This window comes from Streptomyces sp. NPDC101181, from assembly GCF_044767975.1.
In the GTDB taxonomy this organism is placed as follows: Bacteria; Actinomycetota; Actinomycetes; order Streptomycetales; family Streptomycetaceae; genus Streptomyces.
This window is the reverse complement of record NZ_JBIWOX010000003.1, coordinates 241,804-263,508: the sequence shown is the minus strand read 5'-3', so window position 1 is coordinate 263,508 and position 21,705 is coordinate 241,804. Positions and strand designations below refer to the sequence as shown.

19 protein-coding genes and 1 pseudogene are annotated in these 21,705 nt (G+C 73.1%); 11 read left to right on the top strand and 9 right to left on the bottom strand.

What is annotated here, in order from left to right:
• Window positions 1-65: 65 nt before the first annotated feature.
• Window positions 66-734, bottom strand: coding sequence for a GPP34 family phosphoprotein (locus ACIRRU_RS07845; RefSeq protein ID WP_403677550.1), 669 nt, complete (start codon window positions 732-734; stop codon window positions 66-68).
• Window positions 735-887: 153 nt separating this feature from the next.
• Between ACIRRU_RS07845 and ACIRRU_RS07840 the strand changes: the two genes are divergently transcribed.
• Window positions 888-1,805 carry an alpha/beta hydrolase gene (locus ACIRRU_RS07840; protein WP_403677547.1) on the top strand — a complete coding sequence of 306 codons (918 nt, stop codon included), beginning with the start codon at window positions 888-890 and terminating at the stop codon, window positions 1,803-1,805.
• Between the two features lie 220 nt (window positions 1,806-2,025).
• Here the strand turns inward: ACIRRU_RS07840 and ACIRRU_RS07835 are convergent, their stop codons facing one another.
• From ACIRRU_RS07835 to ACIRRU_RS07825, 3 genes are all read right to left on the bottom strand, one after another.
• Window positions 2,026-4,413: an ATP-binding cassette domain-containing protein gene (locus tag ACIRRU_RS07835; RefSeq protein WP_403677544.1), complete on the bottom strand. Its 2,388-nt coding sequence runs from the start codon at window positions 4,411-4,413 to the stop codon at window positions 2,026-2,028.
• Between the two features lie 133 nt (window positions 4,414-4,546).
• On the bottom strand, window positions 4,547-4,963 hold the full coding sequence (locus ACIRRU_RS07830) for a VOC family protein (protein ID WP_403677541.1): 417 nt from the start codon (window positions 4,961-4,963) through the stop codon (window positions 4,547-4,549).
• 16 nt (window positions 4,964-4,979) lie between these two features.
• Window positions 4,980-5,393: a helix-turn-helix transcriptional regulator gene (locus tag ACIRRU_RS07825; RefSeq protein ID WP_363199641.1), complete on the bottom strand. Its 414-nt coding sequence runs from the start codon at window positions 5,391-5,393 to the stop codon at window positions 4,980-4,982.
• A 309-nt stretch (window positions 5,394-5,702) separates the two neighbouring features.
• Between ACIRRU_RS07825 and ACIRRU_RS07820 the strand changes: the two genes are divergently transcribed.
• From ACIRRU_RS07820 to ACIRRU_RS07810, 3 genes are all read left to right on the top strand, one after another.
• Complete coding sequence (locus ACIRRU_RS07820; RefSeq protein ID WP_403677538.1) at window positions 5,703-6,860, top strand: acyl-CoA dehydrogenase family protein; 1,158 nt, start codon at window positions 5,703-5,705, stop codon at window positions 6,858-6,860.
• A 40-nt stretch (window positions 6,861-6,900) separates the two neighbouring features.
• Window positions 6,901-7,776: an acyl-CoA thioesterase gene (locus ACIRRU_RS07815; RefSeq protein WP_403677536.1), complete on the top strand. Its 876-nt coding sequence runs from the start codon at window positions 6,901-6,903 to the stop codon at window positions 7,774-7,776.
• 156 nt (window positions 7,777-7,932) lie between these two features.
• Complete coding sequence (locus tag ACIRRU_RS07810; RefSeq protein ID WP_403677533.1) at window positions 7,933-8,925, top strand: cation diffusion facilitator family transporter; 993 nt, start codon at window positions 7,933-7,935, stop codon at window positions 8,923-8,925.
• 22 nt (window positions 8,926-8,947) lie between these two features.
• Here the strand turns inward: ACIRRU_RS07810 and ACIRRU_RS07805 are convergent, their stop codons facing one another.
• Together ACIRRU_RS07805 and ACIRRU_RS07800 are read right to left on the bottom strand one after the other, a co-directional pair.
• On the bottom strand, window positions 8,948-9,811 hold the full coding sequence (locus tag ACIRRU_RS07805) for a phosphatase (protein ID WP_403677530.1): 864 nt from the start codon (window positions 9,809-9,811) through the stop codon (window positions 8,948-8,950).
• A gap of 248 nt (window positions 9,812-10,059) precedes the next feature.
• Window positions 10,060-10,629: a TetR/AcrR family transcriptional regulator gene (locus ACIRRU_RS07800; RefSeq protein WP_403677527.1), complete on the bottom strand. Its 570-nt coding sequence runs from the start codon at window positions 10,627-10,629 to the stop codon at window positions 10,060-10,062.
• Between the two features lie 113 nt (window positions 10,630-10,742).
• Here ACIRRU_RS07800 and ACIRRU_RS07795 point away from each other — a divergent pair, with 113 nt between their 5' ends.
• On the top strand, window positions 10,743-11,765 hold the full coding sequence (locus ACIRRU_RS07795) for an NmrA family NAD(P)-binding protein (protein WP_403677524.1): 1,023 nt from the start codon (window positions 10,743-10,745) through the stop codon (window positions 11,763-11,765).
• 69 nt (window positions 11,766-11,834) lie between these two features.
• Here ACIRRU_RS07795 and ACIRRU_RS07790 read toward each other — a convergent pair whose 3' ends face one another.
• A complete protein-coding gene (locus ACIRRU_RS07790; protein WP_403677521.1) occupies window positions 11,835-12,500 on the bottom strand; it encodes a GPP34 family phosphoprotein in 666 nt (221 codons plus the stop codon).
• 161 nt (window positions 12,501-12,661) lie between these two features.
• The gene (locus ACIRRU_RS07785) at window positions 12,662-13,282 is read right to left on the bottom strand and encodes a TetR/AcrR family transcriptional regulator (RefSeq protein WP_403677518.1); all 621 of its coding nucleotides are present in this window, start codon (window positions 13,280-13,282) and stop codon (window positions 12,662-12,664) included.
• Window positions 13,283-13,403: 121 nt separating this feature from the next.
• Between ACIRRU_RS07785 and ACIRRU_RS07780 the strand changes: the two genes are divergently transcribed.
• The 4 genes from ACIRRU_RS07780 to ACIRRU_RS07765 are packed head-to-tail and all read left to right on the top strand — an operon-like array spanning window position 13,404 to window position 19,134.
• On the top strand, window positions 13,404-15,026 hold the full coding sequence (locus tag ACIRRU_RS07780; protein ID WP_403677515.1) for a carboxyl transferase domain-containing protein: 1,623 nt from the start codon (window positions 13,404-13,406) through the stop codon (window positions 15,024-15,026).
• A gap of 7 nt (window positions 15,027-15,033) precedes the next feature.
• Window positions 15,034-16,992: an acetyl/propionyl/methylcrotonyl-CoA carboxylase subunit alpha gene (locus ACIRRU_RS07775; RefSeq protein WP_403677512.1), complete on the top strand. Its 1,959-nt coding sequence runs from the start codon at window positions 15,034-15,036 to the stop codon at window positions 16,990-16,992.
• Window positions 16,989-17,963, top strand: coding sequence for a hydroxymethylglutaryl-CoA lyase (locus tag ACIRRU_RS07770; RefSeq protein WP_403677509.1), 975 nt, complete (start codon window positions 16,989-16,991; stop codon window positions 17,961-17,963). The genes ACIRRU_RS07775 and ACIRRU_RS07770 overlap by 4 nt, the downstream gene beginning before the upstream one ends.
• Before the next feature lie 4 nt (window positions 17,964-17,967).
• Window positions 17,968-19,134 carry an acyl-CoA dehydrogenase family protein gene (locus tag ACIRRU_RS07765; RefSeq protein ID WP_403677507.1) on the top strand — a complete coding sequence of 389 codons (1,167 nt, stop codon included), beginning with the start codon at window positions 17,968-17,970 and terminating at the stop codon, window positions 19,132-19,134.
• 152 nt (window positions 19,135-19,286) lie between these two features.
• On the opposite strand, the pseudogene ACIRRU_RS07760 reads toward ACIRRU_RS07765, so the two are convergent.
• Window positions 19,287-19,797 (bottom strand): annotated as a pseudogene (locus tag ACIRRU_RS07760) (DUF1707 domain-containing protein).
• 109 nt (window positions 19,798-19,906) lie between these two features.
• Between ACIRRU_RS07760 and ACIRRU_RS07755 the strand changes: the two are divergent.
• Window positions 19,907-20,557, top strand: coding sequence for a GNAT family N-acetyltransferase (locus tag ACIRRU_RS07755; protein WP_403677504.1), 651 nt, complete (start codon window positions 19,907-19,909; stop codon window positions 20,555-20,557).
• A gap of 247 nt (window positions 20,558-20,804) precedes the next feature.
• Window positions 20,805-21,674: a siderophore-interacting protein gene (locus tag ACIRRU_RS07750; RefSeq protein WP_403677501.1), complete on the top strand. Its 870-nt coding sequence runs from the start codon at window positions 20,805-20,807 to the stop codon at window positions 21,672-21,674.
• The last annotated feature ends 31 nt before the right edge of the window (window positions 21,675-21,705 follow it).

The window sequence follows — 21,705 nt, the reverse complement described above, 5'->3', positions numbered from 1 at the left end:
CGCCCGCCCCACGCCCATCTCGGCCGCCGCGCGGCCTGGTCGGTGACCGTCTCGCCGGTGACCGCCTAGTTGGTGACCGCGGCGGCCGTTCCCACCGAGACCGCCGCCACGGTCCGCAGCACGGCGGCGTTCACCGCTTCCGCGCCCCACATGGTCTGCTCCAGCTCCTTGGCCCGCTTGTACACCTTGCCGGACCACGGGATCGAGCGGTGCAGGGTCGGCAGGGTGCCGCTCGCGGAGAGCAGCCCGGTCAGCGCGGCCGTGCGCTCGTCGGGCTCCGCGCCGTCCATCAGCACGGCCCGCACCTGCTCCACCAGAGCCTTCTTGTGTCCGGTGTCCGCGATCCTCGTCGACGTCGTACGGAACAGGCCCAGGGTCTTCTTGGTCTCCTGGCGCAGCACGCCCCGTTCGACGAGCCGGTCGAGAACCGTCTCCCGCATCCCCGTACCGATCTCGATGAGCAGCGTCTGCACGCCCCGTACCCGTTCACCGACCTTGTCCTGGGCCGCCCGCAGCACGGGGTCGGACGGGGCGCGGCCGGTGGCGGCGTGCACCTTCACCCCGTTGAACCCCTGGTCGTTCGGGTCGGCGCTGATGTAGCCGCCCATACCGAGTTCGACGAGCACCGCCCCGCCCAGCGTGTAGTAGAGCGTTGCCTCCCCCGCGATGGCCCCCGACTTGTCGTCCATCATCAGCAGCGTCAGATCTTCCGCGATGAGCATCTCGTTCTCCATGTTCCCCATGGTTTCCCCAGTCCTCTGCCTCAGCCGTGCGCCCTGTCATCACTGTTCATGACAGACGTCATGTCCGGCCCGGCGGCAGGCGGTGGGGCCCGGGTGAGCGGCGATAGCATGCCGCCGACAGACCCGAACGGACGAGGAGGACGCATGCGCCTGGCACGGGACGCGCTCCTGGTCGACGTACCCCCCGGGCAGATCGAGGAGGCGCGCGGCTTCTACGCGTCGCGGCCGGCGCGGCGCGGGCCCGCCTCGGCCGATGAGCTGGCGGAGGTACGGGAGCGGATGACCGGCTTCCGTCCCGCCGAGCCGCCCGCCGTCGAGGAGACCATCGAGGCCGGGGGCGTGCGGGTACCGGTGCGGATCCTGCTGCCCGCCGACGGGCCGCCGCGCGCGATCCACCTGGGCATCCACGGCGGTGGCTTCTACTCCGGTTCCGCCGCCCGCGGGGACGTACGGCACCGTGCGCTCGCGGACGCCCTGGGCATCGCCGTCGTCGGCGTCGACTACCGGCTGGCCCCCGAACACCCCTGGCCCGCCGCGCCCGACGACTGCGAGGCGGCCGCGCTGTGGCTGGCCGAGGAGGCGGAGGCCCGCTTCGGGACCTCCCGGCTCACGATCGGCGGCAGCTCGGCGGGGGCCAACCTCGCCCTGGCCACGCTGCTGCGGCTGAAGGACGCCGGCCTCGGCGACCGGTTCTCCGCCGCCGCACTCCGGTTCGGCGCCTACGACTTGAGCGGGCAGACTCCGGGCGGCCGCCTCTACGCGGACGAGTACTTCATCCAGGCGTACGCGGGCCATGTCCCCGACCGCACCGCCCCCGACATCTCCCCCCTCTACGGCGACCTGACCGGGCTTCCCCCGACACTGCTGGTCGTGGGCGCCGACGACGTGCTCCTGGAGGACAACCTCGCGCTGGCGGGCCGGTTGTCGGCGGCGGGCAACGACGTCGAACTCGGCGTCTACCCCGCGGCGCCCCACGGCTTCACGGGCCACCCCACCGCCCTCGCCGCGACCGCCCTCGACGGCATCGGCTCCTGGCTGCGCCATCGCATCAGCCCGCCCTGACCCCACCGCCGCCGGCAATCCCGCCGCGCCAGCACCAGCGCTGTCGCCCCGCCACCGGCCACCGCCGTGCCCACTGCCGCCACCAGCAATCCCGCCAGGCCACTGCCGCCACTGCCGTCGCCGCGCCACTGCCGCCACCAGTCGCCCGTCGCCGCGCCACTGCCGCCACCAGTCGCCCGTCGCCCGTCGCCCGTCGTCGGCCGAGCCGGAACCGCCCGCCTCACTCCCCCACGTACTCCGCCAGGTGCTCGCCCGTCAGGGTCGAGCGGGCGGCCACCAGGTCGGCCGGGGTGCCCTGGAAGACGATGCGGCCGCCGTCGTGGCCCGCGCCGGGGCCGAGGTCGATGATCCAGTCCGCGTGGGCCATGACCGCCTGGTGGTGCTCGATGACGATCACCGACTTCCCGGACTCCACCAGGCGGTCCAGCAGGCCGAGGAGCTGTTCCACGTCCGCGAGGTGCAGGCCCGTGGTCGGCTCGTCCAGGATGTAGACGCCGCCCTTGTCGCCCATGTGCGTGGCCAGTTTCAGGCGTTGGCGCTCGCCGCCGGAGAGGGTGGTCAGCGGCTGGCCGAGGCTCAGATAGCCGAGGCCGACGTCCGAGAGGCGCTGGAGGATCTTGTGCGCGGCGGGGGTGTTCGCCTCGCCGGAGGCGAAGAACTCCTCCGCCTCGGAGACCGGCATCGCCAGCACCTCGCTGATGTCGCGGCCGCCGAGGTGGTAGTCGAGGACCGAGGCCTGGAACCGCTTGCCCCCGCAGTCCTCGCAGGGGCTGGAGACGCTGGCCATCATGCCGAGGTCGGTGAAGATGACGCCCGCGCCGTTGCACGTGGGGCAGGCGCCCTCCGAGTTGGCGCTGAACAGCGCGGGCTTCACGCCGTTGACCTTGGCGAAGGCCTTACGGATCGGGTCGAGCAGGCCCGTGTACGTCGCCGGGTTGCTGCGGCGCGAACCGCGGATGGGGCTCTGGTCGATCGCGATGACGTTCTCGCCCGCCGGGATGGAGCCGTGGACCAGGGAACTCTTTCCGGAACCGGCCACCCCGGTGACGACGGTGAGCACGCCGAGCGGGATGTCGACGTCGACGTCGCGGAGGTTGTGCGAGGTCGCGCCGCGGATCTCCAGTGCCCCCGTCGGCTCGCGCACCTCCTCCTTGAGGGCGGCCCGGTCGTCGAGATGGCGGCCGGTGACGGTGCCGGAGGCCCGGAGGCCTTCCAGGGTGCCCTCGAAACAGACGGTGCCGCCGCCCGTACCGGCCCCGGGCCCGAGGTCGACCACGTGGTCGGCGATGGCGATGGCCTCCGGCTTGTGCTCCACGACGAGGACCGTGTTGCCCTTGTCGCGCAGGCGCAGCAGCAGCTCGTTCATCCGCTGGATGTCGTGCGGGTGCAGGCCGATGGTGGGCTCGTCGAAGACGTAGGTGACGTCGGTGAGCGAGGAGCCGAGGTGGCGGATCATCTTGACGCGCTGCGCCTCACCGCCGGACAGCGTGCCCGAGGGGCGGTCGAGCGCCAGGTAGCCGAGGCCGATCTCCACGAACGAGTCGAGCGTCTGCTGGAGCGCGGCGAGCAGCGGGGCCACCGAGGGCTCGTCCAGGTCCCGGACCCACTCCGCGAGGTCCCGGATCTCCATGGCGCAGGCGTCCGCGATGGAGATCTTCCTGATCTTCGACGAGCGGGCGCCCTCGGTGAGCCGGGTTCCCTCGCAGTCGGGGCAGGTGGTGAAGGTGACCGCCCGGTCCACGAAGTCGCGGATGTGCGGCTGCATCGACTCGCGGTCCTTGGAGAGGAAGGACTTCTGGATCTTGGGGATCAGTCCCTCGAAGGTGAGGTTCGCGCCTTCCACCTTCACCTTGGTGGGCTCCCGGTAGAGGAAGTCCCGCATCTCCTTCTTGGTGAACTTGGCGATCGGCTTCTCCGGGTCGAGGAAGCCGGACTCCGCGTACGTCCGTACGGTCCACCAGCTGTCGGACTTCCAGCCGGGGATGGTGAACGCGCCCTCGGCGATCGACTTGGAGTCGTCGTAGAGCTGGGTGAGGTCGATGTCGGAGACCGTGCCGCGGCCTTCGCAGCGGGGGCACATGCCGCCGGTGCGGCTGAAGGTCGCCTTCACGGCCTTCTTGTTGCCGCGCTCGACGGTGATCGCGCCGCTCGCCGTCACGGAGGGGACGTTGAAGGCGAAGGCGCCGGGCGGGCCGATGTGCGGGGTGCCGAGTCTGCTGAAGAGGATGCGCAGCATGGCGTTGGCGTCGGTGGCGGTGCCGACCGTGGAGCGCGGGTCGCTGCCCATCCGCTGCTGGTCGACGATGATCGCGGTCGTCAGCCCGTCCAGCACGTCGACGTCGGGCCGGGCCTGGGTGGGCATGAAGCCCTGGACGAAGGCGCTGTACGTCTCGTTGATCAGCCGCTGGGACTCCGCGGCGATGGTGGCGAACACCAGCGAGCTCTTGCCCGACCCGGAGACGCCGGTGAACACCGTCAGCCGGCGCTTCGGCAGCTCGATGCTGACGTCCTTGAGGTTGTTCTCCCGCGCGCCGTGCACGCGGATCAGATCGTGGCTGTCGGCGGCGTGCGGCGCGCGCGGCTGCGTGGTCTTCGTTCTCGGAGCCATGCTCGTCGTCTCTCCCTCACTGGCCGCCGCTGGTGCGCCGAGCCTGCTGGTGCGTGGGTTTCCACCCGTTCACGGGACCGGGGTCATGGCTGGGGCCGGGCCCGGTGGGCTCCGGCCCCGTGAACGGCGCGGGCTACTTCTTGCCGGACTGGGTGATGCGCAGCATGTTGCCGGAAGGGTCGCGGAAGGCACAGTCCCGGACGCCGTAGGGCTGGTCGATCGGCTCCTGGAGGACCTCACCGCCCGCGGCGCGGACCTGCTCGAAGGCGGCGTCCACGTCCTCGGAGGTGAGGATCACGCCGCGCAGCATGCCCTTGGCGAGCAGCTCGGCCATGGTCCGCCGGTCCGCCTCGGGGGCGTTGGGGTCCGCGAGCGGCGGTTCGAGGACGATCTCCACGTCCGGCTGGGCGGGGGACCCCACGGTCACCCAGCGCATGTTCTCGAATCCGACGTCGTTGCGCACCTCCATTCCCAGGGCGTCGCGGTAGAAGGCGAGCGCCTTGTCGTGGTCGTCGACGGCGATGAAGCACTGCGAGAGCTTGATGTCCATGCGTTTCACGCTACGGTCACCGCTGTGGATGCGCTTCTCCATTCCTGACCGGTCGCGTGAGCATCTTGGCGACGCAGGCCGGGATGGCCTCGCCGGCGTCGTGCGACCGGGCCCGATAGGCGCTCGGGGTCTCCCCCACCAGCTCCGTGAAGCGCGAACTGAACGAGCCCAGCGACGTACAGCCGACGGCGAAGCAGACCTCCGTGACCGAGAGGTCGCCCCGGCGCAGCAGCGCCTTGGCCCGCTCGATCCGGCGGGTCATGAGGTAGCTGTACGGGGTCTCGCCGAAGGCGGCGCGGAAGCTGCGGGAGAAGTGGCCGGGCGACATCAGGGCGGCGCGGGCGAGCGAGGGGACGTCGAGCGGTTCGGCGTACTCGCGGTCCATGCGGTCGCGGGCGCGGCGCAGCCGGGCCAGGTCCTCCAGTCTCACGTCCCCACCTTCTCACTCCCCACTCCCAGTCCCCACTTCCCAGTCCCCACTCAGCAGTCCCCACGTGCCACTCCCCACGTGCCACGGCTCCCGCAGCCGGGCCTCCCGAACGTCCGTCGTGGTCCGTTCCGATCCTCCCCCACGCCACTGACAATCGGCCCCGGGTGCCGAGCATCACGCTGGACACCGGACCCAACCGGCGGGTAACTTCGAACGGAGTCTGAGCAAGCGCTTAGCGCCGCGTGCGTCGCGCATTCGCCGTCCGCACCGCGCGCTCCGCGAACCGACCGCCGACCAAGGAGGCATCCCGTGCGCCGTACGGTATTCAACGAGGACCACGAGGCGTTCCGGGAGACCATCCGCGCCTTCATCGCGGCCGAGGTCGTGCCGGTCTACGACGAGTGGTTCGCCGCCGGCCAGGCGCCGCGCGACTTCTACCTCAAACTCGGCGAGCTGGGCATCTTCGGCATCGAGGTCGATGAGGAGTACGGCGGCGCGGGCATCGACTCGCACAAGTACGAGGCCGTCATCTACGAGGAGACCGCCCGCGCCGGGGTCACCTTCGGCGGCTCCGGCGTGCACACCCTGCTCGGTCTCCCGTACATCAAGATGCTCGCGACCGACGAGCAGAAGAAGCGCTGGCTGCCGAAGTTCGCGTCCGGTGAGGAGATGTGGGCCCTGGCGATGACCGAGCCGGGCACCGGCTCCGACGTCGCGGGCATGAAGACCAGCGCCAAGCTGTCCGAGGACGGCACGCACTACGTCCTCAACGGAGCGAAGACCTTCATCACCGGCGGCGTCCACGCCGACCGCGTCATCGTCTGCGCCCGTACCGCCGCCCCGCGGGAGGACGACCGCCGCTTCGGCATCTCCCTCTTCGCCGTCGACACGAAGTCCGCGGGCTACTCGGTCGGCCGCAAGCTCGACAAGCTGGGCCTGCGCACCTCCGACACCGCCGAGCTGGCGTTCGTCGACGTGCGGGTCCCGGTCGAGGACCTCATGGGCGAGGAGAACAAGGGCTTCGGCTACCTCGGCACCAACCTGGCCTCCGAGCGCTGGGGCATCGCGTTCGGCGCGTACGCCCAGGCCGCGGCGGCCGTCCGGTTCGCCCAGGAGTACGTGCGGGACCGCACGGTCTTCGGCAAGACCGTCGCCTCCTTCCAGAACACCAAGTTCGAGCTGGCCGCCTGCCAGGCCGAGGTGGACGCTGCCCAGGCCGTCGCCGACCGCGCGCTGGAGGCCCTGGACGCCGGCGAGCTGACGGCGGCCGAGGCCGCCTCCGCCAAGCTGTTCTGCACCGAGGTCGCGCACCGCGTGATCGACCGCTGCCTCCAGCTGCACGGCGGCTACGGCTTCATGAACGAGTACCCGATCGCCCGGCTGTACGCGGACAACCGCGTCAACCGCATCTACGGCGGCACCAGCGAGGTCATGAAGTCGATCATCGCCAAGTCGATGGGGCTGTGACCGCTCCGGCAGCCGGTCCGGCGACGACGACGTCCTCCTCATGAGCGCGGCACTGGACTCCCTGCTCGATCTGCTCGACCTGGAGCGGATCGAGCGGGACATCTTCCGGGGCGCGAGCCGCAGCGCGCTCATCCCCCGGGTGTTCGGCGGACAGGTCGCGGCCCAGGCGCTGGTCGCCGCGGGCCGCACCGTCCCCGCCGACCGGGCCGCCCACTCCCTGCACGCGTACTTCCTGCGGGCGGGCGATCCGGGCGCGCCCATCGTCTACACCGTCGACCGCATCCGCGACGGGCGGTCCTTCACCACCCGCCGGGTCGTCGCCGTCCAGCACGGGCAGCCCGTCTTCCACCTCTCGGCGTCCTTCCAGGTGTACGAGGAAGGGCTGGAGCACCAGGCGGACATGCCCGCCGCCCCCGATCCGGAGACCCTGCCGACGGCCGCCGAGATGCTGCCCCGGTACGCGGACCGCTTCAGCGATCCGGGGGTGGTGGACCGGTTGGCCGAGGCGCGGGAGGCGGTGGACCTGCGCTACGTGGACGCGCCGCCCTTCGCCACGGCGGGCGAGGCGCGCGAGCCGCGTTCGCAGGTGTGGTTCCGGACGAACGGCAAGCTCGCGGACGACCCGCTGCTGCATGTCTGCATGGCCACCTATGTCTCCGACATGACCCTGCTGGACTCGGTGCTCCTGGCCCACGGGCGGGGCGGCTGGGCGGTCGGGGACGTGGTCGGGGCGAGCCTGGACCACGCGATGTGGTTCCACCGGCCGTTCCGGGCGGACGAGTGGCTGCTGTACGACCAGGAGTCGCCGTCGGCCTCCGGCGGGCGGGGGCTGGGTCAGGCCCGTATCCACACCGCCGACGGCCGCCTCGCGATCACCGTCATCCAGGAGGGCGTCGTCCGGGTTCCCCGGCGCTGAGCGCCCGCCCCGCGACGCGGCGGCCCGGCGTTCCCGGGCGATGAGCTCCGGCCGACGCGGCTCCGCCCTCCCCGGGGATGAGCTCCGGCCGACGCGGCTCCGCCCTCCCCGGGGATGAGCTCCGGCCAGCGGGCCGGGTCGGACATACTCCCCACCATGAGTGACGCGAAAGCAGCAGACGCGGAGGAAACGGGCGGGGAGGGAACGGACGCGGGCGGGGAGTCCACGTTCACGGTGATCGTGGCGGCCCTCGCCAACCTCGGTATCGCCGTGGCGAAGGCCGTCGCCGGGCTGATCAGCGGCTCCAGCGCGATGCTCTCGGAGGCCGCCCACTCGGTGGCCGACACCGTCACCGAGGTCATGCTGCTCACCGCGCTGAAGCGGAGCGAGAAACCGGCCGACGAGGAGCACCCGCTCGGCTACGGCCCCGAGCGCTACATCTGGGCGATGCTCGCCTCCATCGCCACGTTCGTCGGCGGGGCCGTCTTCTCCGTCTACGACGGGGTGCACACGCTGATCGCGGGCGAGGAGCTGGGCGATCCGCTCGTCTCCTACATCGTCCTCGGCGTCGCGTTCCTGCTGGAGGGCTACTCACTGCGCACCGGCGTCAAGCAGGTGCGGCGGGAGGCGTCCCGGCTGCGGGTGCCGGACGCCTACTACCTGCGACACACCCCCGACACCGCCGTCAAGGCCGTCGTCATGGAGGACTCGGCGGCCCTGATCGGGCTTGTGCTGGCGGCGGGCGGGCTGCTGGGCGGGCAGCTGACGGGATCGGGCATCTGGGACGGGGTCGCGTCCTGCCTGATCGGTCTGCTGCTCGTGTACGTGGCCTGGGTGCTGGGCCGGTCCAACGCCCAGCTGCTCATCGGGCGGCCGCTGCCCCCGGCGATGCGGGCGGGGGTGCGCGAGGAGCTGCTGTCGGTCCCGCACGTCGTCGACGTCCTGGAGCTGACCACGCTCATCCAGGGCCCGACCGAGATCCTGATCGCCGCGAAGGTCGACTTCCGGGACATGGCCACCGCCGAGGAGGTCGAGTGGGCGTGCGACGAGGCGGAGGCCCGGCTGCGGGAGCGGTTCCCGTCGGTCCAGCGGGTCTATCTGGACCCGACGCCGGGGCGCGGCGGACGGCGGTCGCACCCGCGCGCCTGACCTGCGGCGCGATCCAGGCCCCCTACGCGGCGGGTTCCTCGCCGGTCACCCGGGTCCCGGGCCGCTCGGGGGCGGGCCGACCGGTGACCGGCGCCGCGGGCTCCTCCTCCAGCAGCCCCGCCGCGTGCAGCAGGTAGTCCGTCATCGGGTCGTAGAAGCGCGGATCGGTGACGTGGTCGTCCAGCGGGACGGTGACCTGGAGAGTGCCCTCGGCCTCGCCGAGGAAGAGGGCCGGGTCGTTGCAGTCCGCGTAGCCGATCGCGTCCAGACCGCGCTGCCCGGCGCACCCCGCCCAGCCGTGGTCCGCGACGACCAGGTCGGGGAGCGGGCGGCCCTGGTGGGCCAGGGCGTCCAGGATGGCGGCCATCGGGGCCGGGGAGTGGGTGTGCCAGAGCGTCGCACCGCGCTCCAGCATCGCGACGTCGGCGAACTGGAAGACCATGCCCTCGTCCGCCATCAGCCCCGGGGGGATCCGGACGATCTCGCAGCCCGCCCGGCGCAGGGCGTCCGCGGTCTGCCGGTGCACGTCCAGCAGGCCGCCGGGGTGGCCGGTGGCGAACAGGACCCGCTCGCGGGCGTCGGCGGCCTTGCGCAGCCGGGCCGCCATCCGCTCCAGGGCGTCCACGGTCAGCTCCGGGTCGATGGTGTCCTGGCCCTGCCGGTGCGCGGGGTCGTCGTTCACGCCGCACCTCTCGGCCATCACGGCGAGGACGTCCTGCTCGTCGGTCCACCGGTCGCCCAGCTCCAGGCCCAGCCAGTAGTGGCGGTCGCCGTTGGCGAGCTTGCGGTAGTGGGAGAGGTTGTTGTCGCGAGGCGTGGCCACGTCGCCCGCGATACGCGTACGGACGAGGTGGTCGACGAGGGCGGCGCGGCTGGGTATCGGCATGGCTCCATTGTGCCGCCCGGGGCCCGGACCGCGCCGGGCGTCCCGTACGCCGGACGCCGCCACAGGTGTCCCGTACGCCGGAACGTTCGGCACGTGTTCCGTACAGCGGAGCTCTCGGCACGTGTCCCGTACGCCGGATGCCCGCCGCCTGGGCTCCGTACGCCGGAGGCCGCGGCACGTGTCCACTACGCCGCCGCGTGCCGGTACGCCGGTGCCCCCGGGCGCGGGGTCGGGCGGGGCCGTCGCGGTCAGGGGCGCGGGGCGGGGCTGAGGCCTTCGACGGCGAGGGTGAGGAGGCGGTCGGCCTGGACGGACGGCTCGGTGTGGTGCTCGGTGGCGAGGGCGATGCCCACGGCGAGGGTCATCAGGTCGTGGACGGTGGTCCCCGGCCTGACCACCGCGTCGGTCAGGGCCCGGTCCAGGAGCGGGGCGGCCGCACTCTCCAGAGCCGTCCCGCAGGAGTGCGGGGCGCCGGGGTCGTCCGTGGGCGGCTCGTAGGTGAGGGCGTCCGCGAACCCCCGGGCCGAGACGGCGTAACGGACGAGGTCGTGCAGCCAGTCGAGCAGGGCCGCCCGGCTGTCGTCCGCTCCGGTCAGCGCGGACGCACGGGCGTGGAGGGCCTGGACGCGCTCCAGGAAGACGGCTTCGAGCAGCGCCTGGCGGGTGGGGAAGTGGCGCCGCACGGTGGCGGAGCCGACGCCCGCGGTACGGGCCACCTGCTCCAGGGACGCGGCGGCGCCGTGGCGCGCGACCTCCTCCTCGGCGACGGCCAGGATGCGGAGGTAGTTGCGGCGGGCGTCCGAGCGCTGACCGGTCACGGGGTCTCCCTCACGGGCTCTCCTTGCTAAGTGGCGGGGTCCGCCATATCGTAGCCGACACGAAACGGCGGGCCCCGCCGTTTACCGTTCGTGAGCTGCGAGGAGACCGCGCCATGGCATCACCGTCCATACCGACCGGACCGTCCACACCGTCAGAACAGGCCGCACCTTCAGAACAGGCCGCACCGGCCGGGCAGTCCGCGCCCTCGGGGCAGTCCGCGCCGGCAGGATCACCCGCCTCCGCGCCCGTCCTGGTCACCGGGGCCACGGGGCGCCAGGGCGGGGCCGTCGCCCGCGCCCTGCTGGCCGCCGGGGTGCCGGTGCGCGCGCTGGTACGCGACCCGCACGCGCCGCGCGCCCGGGAGGTCGAGGCGCTGGGGGCCGAGCTGGTCACCGGTGACCTCACTCTCCGGGCCACGCTGGACCCGGCGTGCGACGGCGTGCGGGCGGTGTTCTCCGTGCAGATGCCGCCGATGAGCGAGAAGGGCGTCGACTTCGCCGGGGAGCTGGCCCAGGCGACGAACCTGATCGAGGCGGCGCGGGCGGCGGGCGTGCCGCACTTCGTCCAGTCCTCGACCAGCGGGGTCGGGCGGCACACGGAGACTCCGGGCTGGGCGGAGGGCCGATGGGCGGCCCTGGAGGGCTACTTCGCCACCAAGCAGACGATCCTGGAGCGGGTGCGCGGAGCGGGGTTCGACCGCTGGACCGTGGTCAAGCCCGCCTTCTTCATGGACAACCTGCCGCAACTGGCGCCCCACGGGCCCGCGGGCGGGCTCGCGACGGTCCTGCTGCCGGACACGACAGTGGCCCTGGTGGCGACGGAGGACATCGGCGCGGCGGCGGCCCACGCCGTCCTGGAGCCCGACCGCTTCCACCGGGTGGAGCTGGAGCTGGCCGGAGACCGGCTCACCATGACGCAGGTCGCCGAGGTGCTGTCCGCGGCCTGGGGCGTACCGGTGGAGGCCCCGGCGATGAGCCTGGACGAGGCGCTCGCGGCGGATATGCCCTCGTGGGGCGCCGGACATCTGTGGAGCAACGCGGTCACCCAGCCGGCCCACCCCCGGCTCGCCCGGGAACTCGGGATTCCGGTGACCTCGTTCGCGGCCTGGGCGGACACGCACCTCACGCCCGCCTGACCCTCCGGACCCCAGGAGCGCCGACGCCCGGGAACGGGAAGAGGAGCGGCCCGGGAGGGGACCGGCGGCTCAGGACACCACCGAGAGCACGGTCACCACAGTGACGGCGGAGATCGCCGCCTGGACGTTGCGGATCGCCTCCCGCACGCTCACGCCCGCCCAGTGGCCGTCGGCGATCTCCGCCATGCGTGGCGCCACCCGCTTCCTCGGCAGGCCGGGGAAGGCCTGCGGGTGCATCCCCGTGGCGTGCAGCAGCGCGACCAGCGCGGTGGTGCGGGCGTCCGGCTCGGCCCCGTCCAGCACGACCGCGGCCAGCCGGGCCCGTAGCTCCCGCTCGACGGAGCCGTCGGCCTCCGGGTAGCGGCGCACCGGGAAGACGCCCAGCGCCCGGTGCTTCTCCTCGGTCACCAGGCCGCGGGCGACGAGGCTGTCCACGACGTCCTGGGAGCCCTTGGCGTGGTCCCGGGTCAGCCAGGCGGTGACCTTGCGGGTGGTGGAGGTCTCGTGGACCCAGCGCGTCAGCCGGTCGAGCCGTCCGTCCAGCAGGGCGTCGCCGGTCGGGGTCGGGTCGAAGACCTCGACGCAGCCACCCTTGACCGTGACCGGACCCGCCATGACCAGCTCCAGGAGCATCCCCGCGGCCACGCCCCAGCGGGCCGCGCTCTCCCCCTTCGCCGCGCCGCTCGCGTCGTCCAGCGACAGCAGCATGATCTCTTCGCCCAGTGAGACGGCCATGATCCGGCCCCCGTTTCCTCTCGTCCTGCCCGGACAGACGTTCACCTTTCCCAGGAGGTTGCCCACGCGGCACGGGAGGTTGCTCACGAGGAGCAGGGGGGTTACGAGCGGTCCCCACCGCTCAGGAGCGGTCCCCGCCGCCCAGGAGGGGTCCCCGCCGCTCAGGAGGGGTCGGCGGCCGCTGCGAACGCTCCCCGGGCCAGCCGGTGCAGCAGCACCGCGGTGGCCTCGCGGTTGGGTCGGGCGTCGGGCGGGGCCAGGTGCGGGGTGGAGTTCAGCAGGCCGAAGACGGCGTGCACGGTGACCCGGGCCTGGTTCTCGGGCAGCGCGGGGTAGAGGGCGCGGACGACGCCGACCCAGACCTCGACGTACTCGCGCTGGAGCCGCCGCACCCGCTTGCGGTCCGTGTCGCGCAGCCGGTCCAGCTCCCGGTCGTGGAGGGTGATCAGGGGGCGGTCGTCGAGGGCGAAGTCGATGTGGCCCTCGATGAGCGCGTCCAGCAGGGCCTCCGGGGAGCCGTCACCCCGGTCGGCGTCCTCCGCGACCCGGAGGCGGCCGCCCTCCAGCAGGCGTTCGCTGATGCCGACCAGCAACTCGGCGAGCATCGCGTCCTTGCCGGGGAAGTGCCGGTAGAGGCCGGGGCCGCTGATCCCGACGGCGGCGCCTATCTCGTCCACGCCGACACCGTGGAAGCCGCGCTCGGCGAAGAGGCGGGCGGCCTCCCGGAGGATCTGCTCGCGGCGGGTGGGGGCCGCGACGCGGGCGGCGGCATGGGTGCTCATGGGGATTCATTCTAGACAGGGTCGTTAGCGGTCGTTAACCTGAAGGCCATGCGTTAACGGTCATTAACACCACCAGAAGACCACTCACGTGATCGCGGTACGGGCAAGGGGGCTCGACACGATGCAGCAGGCACCGGTCCTGGCGAGCGCGGCCGATCCCGCCTCGGAGGCCTGGCGGGCCAACGAGGCGGCACACCGGGCGCTCTCCGACGAGCTGGCGGATCGTCTCGCCACGGCACGGCTGGGCGGGGGTGAGAAGGCGCGCGCCCGCCACGAGGCGCGCGGCAAGCTGCTCCCCCGGGACCGGGTGGACACCCTGCTCGACCCGGGCTCCCCCTTCCTGGAGCTGGCCCCGCTGGCGGCGGACGGGATGTACGGGGGCCAGGCCCCGGCCGCCGGTGTCGTCGCGGGCATCGGGCGGGTGGCGGGCCGCGAGTGCGTGATCGTCGCCAACGACGCGACCGTCAAGGGCGGCACGTACTACCCGATGACCGTGAAGAAGCACCTGCGCGCCCAGGAGGTCGCGCTGGAGAATCGTCTCCCCTGCCTCTACCTGGTCGACTCGGGCGGTGCGTTCCTGCCGATGCAGGACGAGGTCTTCCCCGACCGGGACCACTTCGGGCGGATCTTCTACAACCAGGCCCGGATGTCGGCGGCAGGGATCCCGCAGATCGCCGCCGTCATGGGGTCCTGCACGGCGGGCGGGGCGTACGTCCCGGCGATGAGCGACGAGGCCGTCATCGTCCGCGGCCAGGGCACGATCTTCCTCGGCGGCCCGCCGCTGGTGAAGGCCGCGACCGGCGAGGTGGTCACGGCGGAGGAGCTGGGCGGCGGCGAGGTCCACTCCCGGATCTCCGGCGTCACCGACCACCTCGCGGAGGACGACGCGCACGCCCTGCGGATCGTCCGCTCCATCGTCGCCACCCTCCCCGGCCGCGCCCCGCTCCCCTGGTCCGTCGGGCCGGCCGAGGAGCCGAAGGCGGACCCGGCCGGGCTGTACGGCGCGGTCCCGGTGGACTCCCGCACCCCCTACGACGTACGCGAGGTCATCGCCCGGGTGGTGGACGGCTCGCGGTTCCAGGAGTTCAAGGCGGAGTACGGCCAGACCCTGATCACCGGCTTCGCCCGCGTCCACGGCCACCCGGTCGGGATCGTCGCCAACAACGGCATCCTGTTCGCCGAGTCGGCCCAGAAGGGCGCGCACTTCATCGAGCTGTGCGACCAGCGCGGCATCCCGCTGGTCTTCCTCCAGAACATCACCGGCTTCATGGTCGGCAAGGACTACGAGCACGGCGGGATCGCCAAGCACGGCGCGAAGATGGTCACGGCGGTCGCCACCACGCGCGTGCCGAAGCTGACGGTCGTGGTCGGCGGTTCGTACGGCGCGGGCAACTACTCCATGTGCGGCCGGGCCTACGGCCCCCGGTTCCTGTGGATGTGGCCCAACGCCAAGATCTCCGTGATGGGCGGCGAGCAGGCGGCCTCGGTCCTGGCCACCGTCAAGCGCGACCAGCTGGGCGACGCGTGGAGCGCCGAGGACGAGGAGGCGTTCAAGGCCCCGGTCCGCGCCCAGTACGAGACCCAGGGCAACGCGTACTACGCCACCGCCCGGCTCTGGGACGACGGAGTGATCGACCCCGTGGACACCCGGCAGGTGCTGGGCCTCGCGCTCACGGCCTGCGCCAACGCCCCGCTGCCCGAGAAGGACCCGGCCGGTCCGGGCTTCGGCGTCTTCCGGATGTGAGGAACAGATGACGACGATGTTCGACACCGTGCTGGTCGCCAACCGCGGCGAGATCGCCGTGCGGGTGATCCGGACCCTGCGGGAGCAGGGCGTGCGCTCGGTCGCGGTCTTCAGCGACGCGGACGCGGACGCCCGGCACGTGCGGGAGGCGGACACGGCCGTGCGGATCGGCCCGCCGCCCGCCACCGAGAGCTATCTGAACGTGGCGGCGCTGCTGGAGGCCGCCCGGCGCACGGGCGCCCAGGCCGTCCACCCCGGTTACGGGTTCCTCGCGGAGAACGCGGAGTTCGCACGGGCGTGCGCGGAGGCGGGGCTGGTCTTCATCGGCCCGCCCGCCTCCGCGATCGCGCTCATGGGCGACAAGATCCGGGCCAAGGAGACCGTCGCGGCCTACGGGGTCCCGGTGGTGCCCGGCTCGTCGGGCAGCGGCCTCACGGACGCCCAACTGGAGGAAGCGGCACGGGAGATCGGCACCCCGGTCCTGCTCAAGCCCTCGGCGGGCGGCGGCGGCAAGGGGATGCGGCTGGTCCGTGACGCGGCGGTGCTGCCGGAGGAGATCGCGGCGGCCCGGCGCGAGGCCCGCGCCTCCTTCGGCGACGACACCCTCCTGGTGGAGCGGTGGATCGACCGCCCCCGGCACATCGAGATCCAGGTCCTGGCCGACACCCACGGCAACGTGATCCACCTGGGCGAACGCGAGTGCTCGCTGCAACGCCGCCACCAGAAGATCATCGAGGAGGCGCCGTCCGTCCTGCTCGACGAGGAGACCCGGGCGGCGATGGGCGAGGCAGCCGTTCAGGCGGCGCGCAGTTGCGGCTACGCCGGGGCGGGGACGGTGGAGTTCATCGTCCCGGGCGACGACCCGTCCTCGTACTACTTCATGGAGATGAACACCCGCCTCCAGGTCGAGCACCCGGTCACCGAGCTGATCACCGGCCTGGACCTGGTGGAGTGGCAGCTGCGGGTGGCGTCGGGCGAGCGGCTCCCCCACGAGCAGCGGAACATCACGCTCACCGGCTGGGCGGTCGAGGCCCGGGTCTGCGCCGAGGACCCCTCCCGCGGCTTCCTCCCGTCCGGCGGTACGGTGCTGGCGCTGCGCGAGCCGCAGGGCGGCGGGGTGCGGACGGACTCGGGGCTCAGCGAGGGCGTGCCGGTGGGCAGCCTGTACGACCCGATGCTGTCCAAGGTCATCGCGTACGGCCCCGACCGGGCGACGGCCCTGCGCAAGCTGCGGGCGGCCCTGGCGGACACGGTGATCCTGGGCGTCCCGACCAACGCGGGCTTCCTGCGCCGCCTGCTCGCCCACCCGGACGTGGTCGCGGGGAACCTGGACACGGGCCTGGTGGAGCGCGAGGCGGAGCACCTGGTGCCGGACGGCGTCCCGGACGAGGTGTACGCGGCGGCCGCGGCGGTGCGCCGGGAGGCGCTGGAGCCCCGGCCGGACGCGGCGGGCTGGACGGACCCCTTCTCGGTGCCGAGCGGCTGGCGCACGGGGGGTGTGCGGGCGCCGCTGCGCTTCCCCTTGCGAGTAGGGGTACTTGAACCCGTCACTCGAAGCTCCCCGGACGCGGCGACGGTCACGGCCGACCGGGTCACGGTCGAACTCGACGGCGAGAGGGGCCACTTCCACCGCTCCGGTGAGTGGCTCGGGCGGGACGGCGACACCTGGCACGTCCAGGACCACGACCCGGTGGCGGCGTCCCTGAGCGGCGCGGGCCGCGGCGGGGCGGACACCCTGGCGGCCCCGATGCCGGGCACGGTGACGGTGGTGAAGGTGGCCGTGGGAGACGAGGTGACGGCAGGTCAGAGTCTGCTGGTGGTGGAGGCGATGAAGATGGAGCACGTGATCTCCGCCCCGCACGCGGGGACGGTGACGGAGCTGGACGTCACGGCCGGGGCGACGGTGGCGATGGACCAGGTCCTGGCGGTCGTGGCCCCGGTCGCCGCTGACGGGGAGGACGCATGAGCGCGCGGGAACTCCCCATGAGGGTCCCGGCCCCGGGTCTGCCCTCCCGGGTCCGTATCCACGAGGTGGGCGCGCGGGACGGCCTCCAGAACGAGAAGGGGACGGTCCCCACCGAGGTGAAGGCGGAGTTCATCCGCCGCCTGGCGGTGGCGGGCCTGACCACCATCGAGGCGACCAGCTTCGTCCACCCGAAGTGGGTGCCCCAACTGGCGGACGCGGAGCAGCTGTTCCCGCTTCTCGGCGACATCGCGGACGTGGGTGACGTCTCCCTCCCGGTCCTCGTGCCGAACGAACGCGGCCTGGACCGGGCGCTGGCGCTCGGGGCCCGGGAGATCGCGGTGTTCGGCTCGGCCACGGAGACGTTCGCCTCCCGCAACCTGAACCGCACGGTGGACGCGTCGCTGGCGATGTTCGCGCCGGTGGTGGCCCGCGCGAAGGCGGAGAAGGCCCGGGTGCGCGGGTATCTGTCGATGTGCTTCGGCGACCCGTGGGAGGGCGCGGTCCCGCTCGCCCAGGTGGTGCGGGTGGCCAGGGCGCTGATGGACCTGGGCTGCGACGAGCTGTCGCTCGGCGACACGATCGGGGTGGCGACGCCGGGCCAGGTGACGGCGCTGCTGACCGCACTCAACGAGGCCGGCGTGCCGACGCCCGCGATCGGCGTGCACTTCCACGACACGTACGGCCAGGCCCTGTCCAACACCCTGGCGGCGCTCCAGCACGGAGTGAGCACGGTGGACGCCTCGGCGGGCGGCCTGGGCGGCTGCCCGTACGCGAAGAGCGCCACCGGCAATCTGGCCACCGAGGACCTGGTGTGGATGCTCGACGGCCTCGGCATCGAAACGGGCGTCGACCTGGCCGAACTGACCGCCACCAGCGTCTGGCTGGCCGGACACCTGGGCCGGCCCAGCCCGTCCCGTACGGTCCGCGCCCTGACCCCTCCCCCTTCTTCCCCTCCCGCAAGGAGTGAGTGACCCCATGCCCCTGGACCACCGGCTGACCGCCGAGCACGAGGAACTGCGCCGCACGGTCGAGGAGTTCGCGCACGACGTGATCGCGCCGAAGATCGGCGACCTCTACGAGCGCCATGAATTCCCCTACGAGATCGTGCGGGAGATGGGGCGGATGGGCCTGTTCGGCCTGCCGTTCCCGGAGGAGTACGGCGGCATGGGCGGCGACTACCTGGCGCTCGGCATCGCCCTGGAGGAGCTGGCCCGGGTCGACTCCTCGGTGGCGATCACCCTGGAGGCGGGCGTCTCGCTGGGCGCGATGCCGCTGCACCTGTTCGGCACGGAGGAGCAGAAGCGCCAATGGCTGCCGAAGCTCTGCGCGGGCGAGGCCCTGGGCGCGTTCGGCCTGACCGAGCCGGACGGCGGCTCGGACGCGGGCGGCACCCGCACGACGGCCGTGCTGGACGAGGCGACGGACGAGTGGGTGATCAACGGCTCGAAGTGCTTCATCACCAACTCCGGCACGGACATCACCGAGTTGGTCACGGTCACGGCGGTGACGGGCCGCAAGGAGGACGGCCGCCCGCTGATCTCCGCCATCATCGTCCCCGCGGGCACCCCCGGCTTCACGGTCGCCGCCCCCTATTCCAAGGTCGGCTGGAACTCCTCCGACACCCGCGAGCTGTCCTTCGCGGACGTCCGCGTCCCGGCGGCGAACCTCCTGGGCGAACAGGGCCGGGGCTACGCCCAGTTCCTGCGCATCCTGGACGAGGGCCGTATCGCGATCTCCGCCCTGGCGACGGGCCTGGCGCAGGGCTGCGTGGACGAGTCGGTGAAGTACGCCGCCGAGCGCCACGCCTTCGGCAAGCCGATCGGCGCCAACCAGGCGATCCAGTTCAAGATCGCCGACATGGAGACGCGCGCCCACATGGCCCGCGTCGGCTGGCGCGACGCGGCGTCCCGCCTGGTGGCGGGCGAGCCGTTCAAGAAGGAGGCGGCGATCGCGAAGCTGTACTCCTCGACGGTTGCGGTGGACAACGCCCGTGACGCCACGCAGATCCACGGCGGGTACGGGTTCATGAACGAGTACCCGGTGGCCAGGATGTGGCGGGACTCGAAGATCCTGGAGATCGGCGAGGGCACGAGCGAGGTCCAGCGGATGCTGATCGCCCGGGAGCTGGGTCTGCCGGGCTGAGCGGTCGGCGGCCCGGCGTGCGGGGCCGGACGGGGCATCCTGTCCGGCCCGGTCGGCGCGGGGCTGAGCCGAGACCGGCCGGGGTCGAGCCGATGCAGGCCGGGACCGGGCGGGCCTGCCGCGGGAGGTGCCGAGGCCTCAGCCCGTGCGTCTCACCGCCACGCGTGGCGGATTTTCAGCCGTCCGTATCCCATCCCCCCCCGAAAGGCGCACCGTCGGTCCACCGGGGCGGAAGCTCTTCGGCGGGCGGTAGCGCAGGTCCTTCCAGCCGGTGGTCAGGCCCTCCGTTTCGACGGTCGCGTCGCGCGGCACCGTGATGCGCGCGCCGCCGGTGCCCACGCTCAACTCGATGTCGACGACCGGGTGTTCGAAGACCGCCCGGGACAGGTCCAGGCGCACCCGGCCGAAGGCGGACTCGACCTTGAGGAATCTGGGGACCCGCCAGGCGCCGCGCCGCCTGATCCGGCCCGCGGCCGCGGCGATCGTCACCGTGGTGCCGGGGTCCTCCGCCGGGAGCGGGTCCAGGGCCGCCGCCAGGTCGTCGCGCGTCCTGGCGGCGAGCACCCGGCCGAGAAGGACGTCCATCTCCTCGTGCGCGATGCGCTCCTCGGCGTACGCCTCCCGCACGCGCCGCACGGCGGCTTCACGGTCGCCCTCGCCCAGGCGCGTCGCGGCACTTCTCCCAGAGCTGGTCACTCTCCGACCTTAGACCCGACGCGGCCTCGCGGTAATCCGGTCGACACCTCGCCCCGGCGATTGGCAGAGTCCCGTCATGACGAACCGGTACTGGCCCCTCTACGGGCTCCGCGTCCGCACCCCGCGCCTCGAACTGCGCCTGCCCGGCGTCGAACTCCTTGACGAGATGGCCTCGGTGGCGGCGGGCGGGGTGCACGAACCGGACCGTATGCCGTTCAGCGAGGCGTGGACCGACGGGCGGCCCGAGAACGTCGGGCGGGCCGTGGTCCAGCACGTCGCGGGGACCGTGGCCGCCTGGTCGTCACGGGACTGGACACTCACCCTGGCCGTCCTCCACGAGGGGCGGGTCGTGGGGCGGCAGGACCTGATGGCGCGGGACTTCGGGGTGCGGCGGGAGGTGTCGACCGGGTCGTGGCTCGGGCTGCCGTACCAGGGCCGGGGTATCGGTACGGAGATGCGCGCCGGGGCCCTGCATCTCGCCTTCGCCGGGCTCGGGGCGCGGTACGCCGTCTCCCAGGCCATGACCGACAACCCCCGTTCGCTCGGGGTCTCGCGGCGGCTCGGGTACACGGACGACGGGCTGGCGACGGGGGCGGTGCGCGGCGGGCCCGTGACCCTTCGGCGGCTGCGGCTGGACCGGGAGCAGTGGGAGCGGCACCGCACCACGGAGGTGGCCCTGGAGGGGCTCGACGGCTGCCGCGCCGACTTCGGGGTGGAGCGGACGTAGGGCGACGGCCCGGCTCCGGGGTGGAGCACTTTCAGGTCGACGCCCCGGTTCCGGGCGGCGCGGGGCGACGTCGTACGGCGCCAGGCGGCGCAGGACGACGCGGGCGAGGGAAGGGCCGGGCAGGGGCTCACCTTTCGGCCATACGCCGCCACTTTCCACAAAGGGTAGGCTAACCTTCCTTCGGTTTGCCCCCGCCGGAAGCCGGGCCCGTCGGCCCGCGGCTCCGGCCGTCCCGGAGGAGCCCCCGTTGACGCCGACGACCACCACCACCCCCCACGTCGCCCCGTTCCGGTTCTTCCAACTGGCCGTCCTGCGGACCAGAAGACTCGGGCCCTCCATCCTGCGGATCACCTTCGGCGGTCCGGGCGCGGCGGGGTTCCGGGCCGGGGGCCGGGACCAGAGCCTGTCGCTCTTCCTGCCGCAGCCGGGGCAGCGTGAGGCCGTGGTGCCGGAGGGGGACGACGGCGCCTGGTACGCGCGGTGGCGGGCCCTGCCCGAGGACGTTCGCGCGGTGATGCGTTCGTACACCGTGCGGGCCCAGCGGACGGCGGCCGACGGGTCGCCGGAGATCGACATCGACTTCGCGCTGCACGGCGCGGGCGGGCCCGCCTCCCGCTGGGCGCTGACCGCCGCGCCCGGCGACCGGCTCACGGTGCTGGGTCCCGCGGTCGCCGACAACACCTCGGTGCGCTTCCGGCCGCCGGCCGACACCGACTGGGTGCTGATCTGGGCCGACGAGACCGCCCTGCCCGCCGCGGCCGCCGCCTTGGAGTGGCTGCCCGCCGGGACGCCCGCCCGGGTGTGGCTGGAGGTTCCGCGCACCGAGGACCGGCAGGCGCTCGACACGGCCGCCCAGGCCCGGATCCGCTGGCTGGTCCGCGGCGAGGGGGCGGTCCCCGGCGTGGAAGCCGTGCGCGCCGCCGAGTTGCCCGGGGGAACGCCGTACGTGTGGATCGCGGGTGAGGCCTCCGGGGTACGGGCACTGCGCCGCCACCTGGTGCGGGAGCGCGGCTTCGACCGCAGGCGTGTCACGTTCGTCGGCTACTGGCGGCGCGGGCTCAGCGAGGAGCAGGTGCGGGACGCGGAGGCCGCGACCGGGGCCGACATCGCCCAGTAGGCCGCACCGCCCAGCGGCTTCCTCGGGCCGC

Excerpts from the sequence above, each read along its gene's own strand:
- ACIRRU_RS07845 (WP_403677550.1), bottom strand. The coding sequence starts at position 734 with ATGGAGAACGAGATGCTCATCGCGGAAGATCTGACGCTGCTGATGATG.
- ACIRRU_RS07840 (WP_403677547.1), top strand. The coding sequence starts at position 888 with ATGCGCCTGGCACGGGACGCGCTCCTGGTCGACGTACCCCCCGGGCAG.
- ACIRRU_RS07835 (WP_403677544.1), bottom strand. The coding sequence starts at position 4,413 with ATGGCTCCGAGAACGAAGACCACGCAGCCGCGCGCGCCGCACGCCGCC.
- ACIRRU_RS07830 (WP_403677541.1), bottom strand. The coding sequence starts at position 4,963 with ATGGACATCAAGCTCTCGCAGTGCTTCATCGCCGTCGACGACCACGAC.
- ACIRRU_RS07815 (WP_403677536.1), top strand. The coding sequence starts at position 6,901 with ATGAGCGCGGCACTGGACTCCCTGCTCGATCTGCTCGACCTGGAGCGG.
- ACIRRU_RS07810 (WP_403677533.1), top strand. The coding sequence starts at position 7,933 with ATGAGTGACGCGAAAGCAGCAGACGCGGAGGAAACGGGCGGGGAGGGA.
- ACIRRU_RS07805 (WP_403677530.1), bottom strand. The coding sequence starts at position 9,811 with ATGCCGATACCCAGCCGCGCCGCCCTCGTCGACCACCTCGTCCGTACG.
- ACIRRU_RS07795 (WP_403677524.1), top strand. The coding sequence starts at position 10,743 with ATGGCATCACCGTCCATACCGACCGGACCGTCCACACCGTCAGAACAG.
- ACIRRU_RS07790 (WP_403677521.1), bottom strand. The coding sequence starts at position 12,500 with ATGGCCGTCTCACTGGGCGAAGAGATCATGCTGCTGTCGCTGGACGAC.
- ACIRRU_RS07785 (WP_403677518.1), bottom strand. The coding sequence starts at position 13,282 with ATGAGCACCCATGCCGCCGCCCGCGTCGCGGCCCCCACCCGCCGCGAG.
- ACIRRU_RS07780 (WP_403677515.1), top strand. The coding sequence starts at position 13,404 with ATGCAGCAGGCACCGGTCCTGGCGAGCGCGGCCGATCCCGCCTCGGAG.
- ACIRRU_RS07775 (WP_403677512.1), top strand. The coding sequence starts at position 15,034 with ATGACGACGATGTTCGACACCGTGCTGGTCGCCAACCGCGGCGAGATC.
- ACIRRU_RS07770 (WP_403677509.1), top strand. The coding sequence starts at position 16,989 with ATGAGCGCGCGGGAACTCCCCATGAGGGTCCCGGCCCCGGGTCTGCCC.
- ACIRRU_RS07765 (WP_403677507.1), top strand. The coding sequence starts at position 17,968 with ATGCCCCTGGACCACCGGCTGACCGCCGAGCACGAGGAACTGCGCCGC.
- ACIRRU_RS07755 (WP_403677504.1), top strand. The coding sequence starts at position 19,907 with ATGACGAACCGGTACTGGCCCCTCTACGGGCTCCGCGTCCGCACCCCG.